This window comes from Raoultibacter timonensis, from assembly GCF_900240215.1.
Lineage (GTDB): Bacteria > Actinomycetota > Coriobacteriia > Coriobacteriales > Eggerthellaceae > Raoultibacter > Raoultibacter timonensis.
Genome location: NZ_LT964679.1, coordinates 787,512 through 795,623, shown reverse-complemented (window position 1 = coordinate 795,623; position 8,112 = coordinate 787,512). Strand labels below are relative to the sequence as shown.

The following is an 8,112-nucleotide window of genomic DNA, read 5'->3' as shown; positions in this document are numbered from 1 at the left end:
CCATCGCCGTCTTGCGCGGGCGGGCGCTTGATCTTCGCCTCGGCTTCTTTCGTTTCCCCCGCGGCCATGCCGACGAGCTCCTCGTCGAACGTGCGCGGCATCTCCCCTCCGCCCACGTGGTAGAGCGAGTGCTCCAGCACGAAATTCGAGGCGGGGTTGCCGCCGATGCGCGCATCGGCGGTCGTCACCACCACGTGGTCGCCCATGGCGACCCCGCGATCTTCGGCGATCTCGCGGTACTCGGCCAAAGGCTCGAGCAGCTTCTCGATCTGGGCGTCGACCAGCGATTCGGGAACCTGGGGTTTCGGCAGGTCGAGCTCGATCGGGTCGTACGAGGTGAGCGTGTACTTCTTCATTGTTCCTTCTCCTTTTTTCCTAAGGTGCTTTCCGTTATCGAAACGCGTATCGAACGCGTCATAAGCTCAGGTCTTCGATGCGTCGGCGCAGATCTCGCTGGCGTTCCGAAAGTATCATGTCGGCGTTGTGGGCGAAATACGACTCGCTTCCGTACTGGGCTATGTAGCGCGCCGAGCCCGTACGCGACGTGAGCTCCGTAGTGAACACGAGCATCTCCTGCTGCTCGCCGAACGCGGCCGCCACGAAGGAAAACGCACGCGCAAGCCGGGCTTCAACGGCATCCGCGCGGGCCCGCAGCGCATCGACCCTGTCGTCGAACGCCTGCGCAACGAACGCGAAACCCGCAGGGGAATCCGCACTGCCCACCGCGAGTCTGAAATCGGCCAGATCATCGAGCACGCGCTCGACCGTCTCGCGGCGGCCTTTCCCGATGGTGCCCGCAGCAACCGCAAGCTCGAGCTGAGAGGCCCGGCCGCGCTCAACCGACTCGATGCACTCCCGCACGTCGCCCCCGTCCTCGACGGCAACCTTCACGCTGCGCATATCGTCGCGCAGGGCGACGAGCACGTCGGTATCGCCCATAACGGCCGCCATCTCGCCGCACACGGCGTCGATCAGAAGGCCGATGAGGGAAAGACGCTCGTCGAACTCCGCCGAACCCGCTCGATCGGCAATTTCGTCCACGTCGCCGCCGTCGAGTATCTCGTCGATGCGGTAGTCGTCGCGATACTTGTTGAACAGATCGTAGTAGGCGGCGAACTCGCGGGCGATCGTATCGTTTTGCACGTACTGCACGATCAGGTCGAAATCGACCGGTTTGCCCAGCTGCTCGAATACCCCCATCATGTCGGAGAGGTCGTCCCAGCCGCGCGCGGTGACGAACGACTTCCCTTCGAGCGACGCCTCGATGGAGTAGAAGCGGTTCTTCTTGATCTCGAGGAACGTGAGGACGGCAGGATGCGTGCCCTTCGACACGGCATAGGTTTTCCATGCCCCGAAATCGGGCTCGACGCTGATCTTCTTGACGCGGTCGAGCGTGACGATGTCGAACTCGTGCACCGATTTGTTGTACTCGGGCGGATTGCCCGCGCAGGCGATGATCCACCCGTCAGGAACCGCATGGCGCCCGAACGTCTTGAACTGCAGGAACTGCAGCATGGAGGGATAGAGCGTCTCGGATACGCAGTTGATCTCGTCGAGGAACAGTATTCCCTGTTTGACCTGGGTATTTTTCATGTACGTATACACCGAGGCGATGATCTCGCTCATGGTGTACTCGGAGGCCTCGTATTCGGTGCCCTCGTACTCTTCGTGCACGATGAACGGCAGGCCGAGCGCGCTTTGGCGTGTATGGTGCGTCATGGAGTACGACACGAGCCCCATGCCGAGCTCCTGGGCGATCTGGGCCATGATGGCCGTTTTCCCGATGCCGGGTGCGCCGACGAGAAACACCGGGCGCTGCCGTGCGATGTCCAAAAGGGGCCGACCGTGCGCATCGGTGGCCAAATACGCCTCTATCGTATCTTTCACCTGCTGTTTAGCATCTGCAATGTTCATCGTCTGCTCCTCGTATCCGTCTGCCGTCGTTCTTGCCGCCCGCTGTTCGCACCGCCATCCGTCACGGCAGCCCCCTTTCGTCCAAGATGACCTTCAGCGCCCACGGGGGTACGACCGGATCGGAATAACCGTCGTCGAGGAATACGAACACCGCTTCGTAGGCCGGCTTTCTCGACGGGAACGTGCCCTGCCCGTCGGTGAAGTAGACGAGCCCCCGCAGATCGGAGAACACGCGTTTTTCCACCAGCAGGTTGACGTATTCGAACACCGGGCGAAAGTCGGTTCCGCCGAACCCCTTGAGCTCCATCGTGTCGATGTAGAGGTCAAGCTCGTCGAGCGAGGTGATCACCGTATCCTCCTGAACCCGCGCGTCGCACTGGATGATGTGGATGTTCACGCGGTCGGCGAAGCTCTCGACCTGCTTCAAGATGTTGTAGGTCTTGCGGATGAAAGCCTGCACCAGATCGCCCGAAACCGATTCGGAGGTGTCGATGGCGATGGCGAAATCGTGCACCGAACGCGTCTCCTTGTATTCGAGCGGCTCGATCAGCGGCATGTTGCCGTATCGGTTCAAGCCGTAGGTGTAGTAGATGTAGTCGAACTCGTCGGGGTTCACGCGCATGCGCTCGTGCAGCGTGGCGAAGCGCTTGAGGAACTCGGCGTAGTCGTAGCGTTCCCGATTGACCGCTTCGAGCGCGGCGGCGAAGCTTCCCGCGCCGTCGCCCTGCCGAAGCATATGCGCCTCGAGCTCTATCTGGATGCGCCGGCTGATATCCTCCCACGCCTCCATGAGCGCCTCGTCGGGTGCCGGTGCGTCCTCCGCGCCGCCCTCGTTTTCCGGGGCATCGCTTTGCTCCCGCTGGTCGGCGGCCTCGCTTTCGTCTTGCGGGTCGTCGGCCTTTTCGCCATCCCGATCCCCACCCCCCTCCCCTTGCGAGGAAGCATCGAACGCGTCGTCGAGGGATTCGCTCCCCTCGGTTGCGGGCAGCTCGCCGCCCTCGCGATCCTCCGGCATCTGGCGCGCGGCGCCCTGGGCGCCCCCCACCGCACCGTCTTGCCCCTCGCCGTACCAGAGGCCGTGGGAGTCGTGGTAGAACAGGGGCGCAAGCGAGCGCAGATCTATCTGGTTGCCCTCGTTCGCGAAGAAGCGGTACAGCCGCTCGGCTGTCACCACGCCGCCGAGCTGTGCTCCGATGACCTTGAGCGATTCTTTGGCGCGCCTGTCCATGTTGCAGGGAAAGGAGTCGCCCACCAGGTCGAGCAGCAGCGCCTCGATGGCTATGTCGCACGCGACGTCCCACGGCTGGCGCAGGACCGAGTACAGCATGAACGGGTGGCGGAATATGCAGTGGAACAGGCAGTGGATGACGTCGCGCACCACCTCGTTCGGCGAAATCTTGAACCGCGCCACCACGTACTCGGGATCGAAGTACAGCTTCGCGCCGTCGCTCGCAAGGCCGTAGATCTCGAAGCTCGGCACGAGCGGCATGCGCCACAGCGCGCGGTCGAGGAAGCGGAAGCGCACCGCAAGCGATGCGCGCGCTTCTTCCAGGATGTCGGCGGCCACCGGCAAGCAGCGCTCGTAGCGCTCGCGCTTCTCGGCCATGCGCTTCTCCGAAGACAGGCCGACCTTGGGCGCCGGGTCGCCTTGTGCGCGCCCGAGCTTTCGCTCTTTGAGCACCACGTCTCCCTCGGCTATGGGTGTCAGGTCTTTCATGCGTCTCACAAGCTGAAGTCCACGCCCGCGTTCGGCGTCGATCGGTGCCGAAGCTCGAGCAGGCATGCCGTAGCTTGCGTCCTCCCCTCTCGCATCGCCGCGTCCAGCTCGGCCCCGACGCTGTCGGCGTCGAGCAGCCCCCTGCCGTCCAGCCACAGCAACGATTCCAGATCGCCCCGCTCGGCGAAGTGGCGGCACACGGGTCGGTTCTTCCGCAGAATGATGCCCTCGTACAGCCCGCGCGTATGGTCTGCGAGGCGCATCGGATGCCTCAGACGTTCGAGGGCCGCCGAGGCGAACTGGCCGACGTCGGCCGCATGGGTCGCCCACGAATCGTAGTAGTCGAAGTCGAAGACGGTTCCCGCCGGGCCCGCATCGAACAGGTAGGACGGCGATCGGTACCGCGAAGAGAGGTCGGGGACCGGGAAATCGCCCGACGCGTAGCCGTCGACGGGCTCGGGAAACTCCACGTGCACGAGCGGAATGGTGCGCGCCGTCGAGAAGGCACCGATGCAAATGCTGCGCAGATGGCCGTGCAGGTAAAGCTCGTCTACGCCGGACGTACCGCAGAATGCGAGGCCGGCGATGTGCACCACTCGATCGGGAATCCTCACGACGGAATCGGGGCCCACGTACAGGATGCACGCGTCGCCGCCCGCCTTCGCCCCGCCCCGCTCGCAGAGAAGCCCGCTTTCCACATAGAACACGGGATTTTCCGCATCGAGGAGCAGCGATCCGAGGGGATCCCGCGGCATCAGCTGGTTCGAGCCCTGGACGAGCAGGGCACCGTCCCCGATGCGCCGCACGTTCTTCGAAAGGCGAAGCGATCGGATGGAGGTGTCGAGAAACGCGCCGTCACCGATGTGCGCAAGGCTTTCGGGCAACCCGACGTGCTGCAGCTGACGATTGCCCCGAAACGCCTCACGTCCGATTTCGAGCACGCCTTCGGGCAGCTCGACCGCGCGCACCTTCCCGTGGCGCTTGAACGCCTCGTCTGCGATCGCACGGGTGCCGGGGCGCACGCAGTAGCGCCCAACCGGCCCAATAAGCTCAAGGAACGTATCGCGGCGATACAGGCCGCCTTCACCGTCCAGCTCAAGCAAGGGATTGCCCGCGTCAACGCGCAGGCACCCATCGGCTACGCGCTCTTGCGCAGGCGTGTGGTCGAACGCGCGAAACCCCAAGCGCTCCAAGGCGCATGGCAGTTCGGCGCGCAAGACGGCGGTGAAAGCGAACGCCTCGGGGCCGATCTCCCTCAACCCGCTCGGCATCTCGACGTGCTCGAGCTTCGAACAGTGGAAGAACGCCTTGCTCCCGATCGACTCGAGCGAAGCGGGCAAGCGGACCTTCGCCAGGGACGTTTTCGCGAATGCCATCCTGCCGATGCGGGTCAGCGTATTCGGCAGGGTCACCTCCCTCAGTTCCGAAAGCGAATCGAAAGCGCGCTCGTCGATGACCTCGCATCCCTCGGGCACCTCGTAGGCCTCGCCCGCAACGACAAGGCGGTAGAGACGGCGGCGGTCTTTCGAGACGAGCGCCCGCCCATCGGTGACGAAACGCTTGTTTTCGGAGTCGACCCGTATCCTCTCGAGATGAGGCAGACCGAGAGGCTTCGCGTCGAGGGTCTCCACGAGCGGACCGAAGGCAACGGTTCTGACGGGAGCGCCGGAAAACGAGTTGCCCTCAAGGCGAACCACGGGGCTGGTCAGGGTGACCTCGACGAGCGCTGGGCAGTTGAGAAACATCGTGGGGTTCACATCCGCGAGCGCCGCCGACAGCCTGACGCTCTTCAGGTTGGTACAACCGTCGAACACGTGGTTGCCTGCATGTTCGATCGAATCGGGCAGCGAGACGCACTCGATCTCCTCGTGGTCTCTGAAGATGTTGGTCGCAAGCGAAACCACGCTCACGCCGTCGATGCGCTCCGGCACGTCCACGCTGGCAGCGCAACCGTCGTAGGCAAGCAGCCGGATTGCACCTGAACCGTTGATGCGGTAGCGGTACNGCCCGACGGCGCCGCGCAACGGCGACTCGCACGTCGGCGGGTTCTCGCCCTTGAGGCTTTTCTCAAAATGATCTTCTACTTTAGCTTGAACCACAATGATATCCTATAATGTCATGAAGCACTTTTATTGCCAGCGCACGGAGGCTCTTATGGACAACGCCGCAGGTACCGTGGACTCTGATTACGTGGAAGACCTCCAACTCATCAGATCCATTCGAGAAGACGATTCATTTTGGGACTGCATCTTCGAGGCTAAGCTCGACTTCCTCAACAACGATGCCGACCCCTTCCAAGCAAGCTGCGTGCGACCCGAAATAGCCGACTCGTGGGTTCGTTCGTACAGCAGCGGGCTCAAGCCCGACGACTCCGACCTCGGGGAGCACATCACCGAGGATGAGCTTCAGCGCGTTCTCGCCGAAAACGCCGAGATAGCGGATACTGCTCGCTCGCTCATCAAGAACGTCGAATCGCTGAACCTGCAGAACGATTACATTTTCGAACTGCTCGACGCAAGCGGCATAGCGCTCGTCCAGATCGGGAACCTCGACCAGCATCAGTTCGTCGGCCCGCTCTACCGCTGCGACGAAGGGAACGTGGGAACGAACGCGCATACCCTGTGCATGCGCTACAAGAAACCGTTCGTCGTCGTGGGACCCGAGCACTACTGCTTCGCCCTGCAGGGCCTCATAGCCTGCGCCGCGCCGGTTATCGACCAGTCCGATACGAGCATCGCAGCGCTCACGCTCACGCAATCCATACCGGAGGGTCCGCTTTCGCCATCCGACGAAAAGGTTCTCGTCCATGCCATGAGCCTCGTGTCGTCGCTCGCCATCGCCCTGAGCGACCAGCTGCGCATCAACCAGCAAGAGGTCAAGCTCGCCGAAACCGAGCAGAAGTACAGCCAGGCCTCCCTTGAGGCCCAGCGGTTCGAGAGCATCTCGCGCACCGTCATCAACGCGGTGAAGGACGGCGTTTTGATCTGCAACGCCGAAGGATCGATAACGCTTGCCACCCCCGAAGCCGCGCACCTGCTCAAGATACCGCCCGAGGATCTGATGGGAACCAACGCACGCTCGCTCGTGGGCGACGGACGCTCCTTCGAAGAGATAGTCGAACAGGGCGGTTCGACGACGGTCATCATCGACGAGGAGCTCCACGAAACCAAGATCTCGCAGATATTCGGCAGTAAGAGCGAACTCGAAGGCTTCATCATATCGCTCAAGGAAGCCAAGCGTACGACGCTCGGAGCCTCGCGCGGCAAAGTCGGCGACACCGCCGACATCCTATTCAAAGATATACTCGGGGAAAGCACCCAGATCAACAAGGCGAAAGCCCTTGCCTCGCGATTCGCCCGATCGACCGAGAACATCCTTCTCATGGGCGAGAGCGGCACGGGTAAAGAGTTGTTCGCCCAGGCCATTCACAATCAAGCATGCCCGAACGGCCCCTTCATGTCGATCAACTGCGCGGCCATTCCCCCCCGCCTCATAGAAAGCGAGCTGTTCGGCTACGAGAGCGGAAGTTTTACGGGTGCCGAGAAGGGTGGCAAGCCAGGCAAGATAGAGCTTGCCGAGGGCGGCACGCTTTTCTTGGACGAAATAGGCGACATGCCCCTCGAACTCCAGGCCACGCTGCTGCGCGTCCTGGAGAACAAGCGCGTCATCCGCGTCGGCGGGAAAACGTACAAGCAGATAGATTTCCGCCTGATAGCCGCAACGAACCAGAACCTTCCGAAGCTCGTGAGCGAGCACCGGTTTCGCGAAGACCTGCTCTACCGCATATCGGTGCTCACCGTCAATCTCCCCCCGCTGCGCGACCGAATCGGCGACGCGCTCTACTTCGCGAGGTTCTTCCTCAACGAATGCCAGATCAGAACCGGAAACGGCAGAGTCACGCTCTCCGACGAGGCCGCGCATTTCGTCAGCGTCTACGCATGGCCGGGAAACGTTCGCCAGCTCAAACACGCTATATATTCCGCGTACTACACCTGCGAGAACGGCGTGATCAACATAGACGATTTCCCCTTGTACATCGCGCAGAACCTCAATCACCGCGCCCCAGCGGAACATCTCGGCTCCGAACCTTCCGGGGCCTTGACCCAAAATGAATCGTCTTCTTCTGTCAAGGTACAGGACGGCTGCGCTCCCGCATCGAACACCGCGAGCGAACCGTTCTGCGTCGCGCAGGATTCACCTTTGCCGACGCTTTCCCTCAGCGACCTCGAGCGCATCGCCATCAACGAGGCGATCAGGCAGGCTGACGGCAACATCGCCGCAGCTGCAGCCATCCTCGACATCAGCAAGGCGACGCTCTACCGTAAGCTCAAAGACTCGTAAACGTCTTCCCGCCTGCGGCGATCGCCGCAAAATCCCAGAACGGCAAAGGGCTGGAAACATGTGGCAACCACGTCCCAGCCCGATAAACCTTTTCAGCGCGGTTCTACGCGCCCTGCCCCGCTTCGATATCAGGCTGCGCC

5 protein-coding genes are annotated in these 8,112 nt (G+C 62.4%); 1 reads left to right on the top strand and 4 read right to left on the bottom strand.

Annotation, left to right across the window (positions count from 1 at the left end; genetic code table 11):
• The 4 genes from C1722_RS16845 to C1722_RS03415 form a co-directional block, all read right to left on the bottom strand.
• Window positions 1–356: trigger factor (locus tag C1722_RS16845; protein WP_219724271.1), on the bottom strand; the 356-nt coding region annotated here is incomplete at its 3' end.
• A 58-nt stretch (window positions 357–414) separates the two neighbouring features.
• A complete protein-coding gene (locus C1722_RS03425) occupies window positions 415–1,914 on the bottom strand; it encodes an AAA family ATPase (protein ID WP_102377998.1) in 1,500 nt (499 codons plus the stop codon).
• Window positions 1,915–1,975: 61 nt separating this feature from the next.
• Window positions 1,976–3,631, bottom strand: a complete 1,656-nt coding sequence (locus tag C1722_RS03420) for a vWA domain-containing protein (protein ID WP_180995019.1) — start codon at window positions 3,629–3,631, stop codon at window positions 1,976–1,978.
• Between the two features lie 5 nt (window positions 3,632–3,636).
• Window positions 3,637–5,535 (bottom strand): leucine-rich repeat domain-containing protein, encoded by a 1,899-nt coding sequence (locus C1722_RS03415; protein WP_425319362.1) that lies wholly within the window; start codon window positions 5,533–5,535, stop codon window positions 3,637–3,639.
• 250 nt (window positions 5,536–5,785) lie between these two features.
• Between C1722_RS03415 and C1722_RS17535 the strand changes: the two genes are divergently transcribed.
• The gene (locus tag C1722_RS17535) at window positions 5,786–7,972 is read left to right on the top strand and encodes a sigma-54-dependent Fis family transcriptional regulator (RefSeq protein WP_180995018.1); all 2,187 of its coding nucleotides are present in this window, start codon (window positions 5,786–5,788) and stop codon (window positions 7,970–7,972) included.
• Window positions 7,973–8,112 lie beyond the last annotated feature (140 nt).

Coding starts and splice junctions, on each gene's coding strand:
- C1722_RS03425 (WP_102377998.1), bottom strand. CDS start 1,914: ATGAACATTGCAGATGCTAAACAGCAGGTGAAAGATACGATAGAGGCG.
- C1722_RS03420 (WP_180995019.1), bottom strand. CDS start 3,631: ATGAAAGACCTGACACCCATAGCCGAGGGAGACGTGGTGCTCAAAGAG.
- C1722_RS17535 (WP_180995018.1), top strand. CDS start 5,786: ATGGACAACGCCGCAGGTACCGTGGACTCTGATTACGTGGAAGACCTC.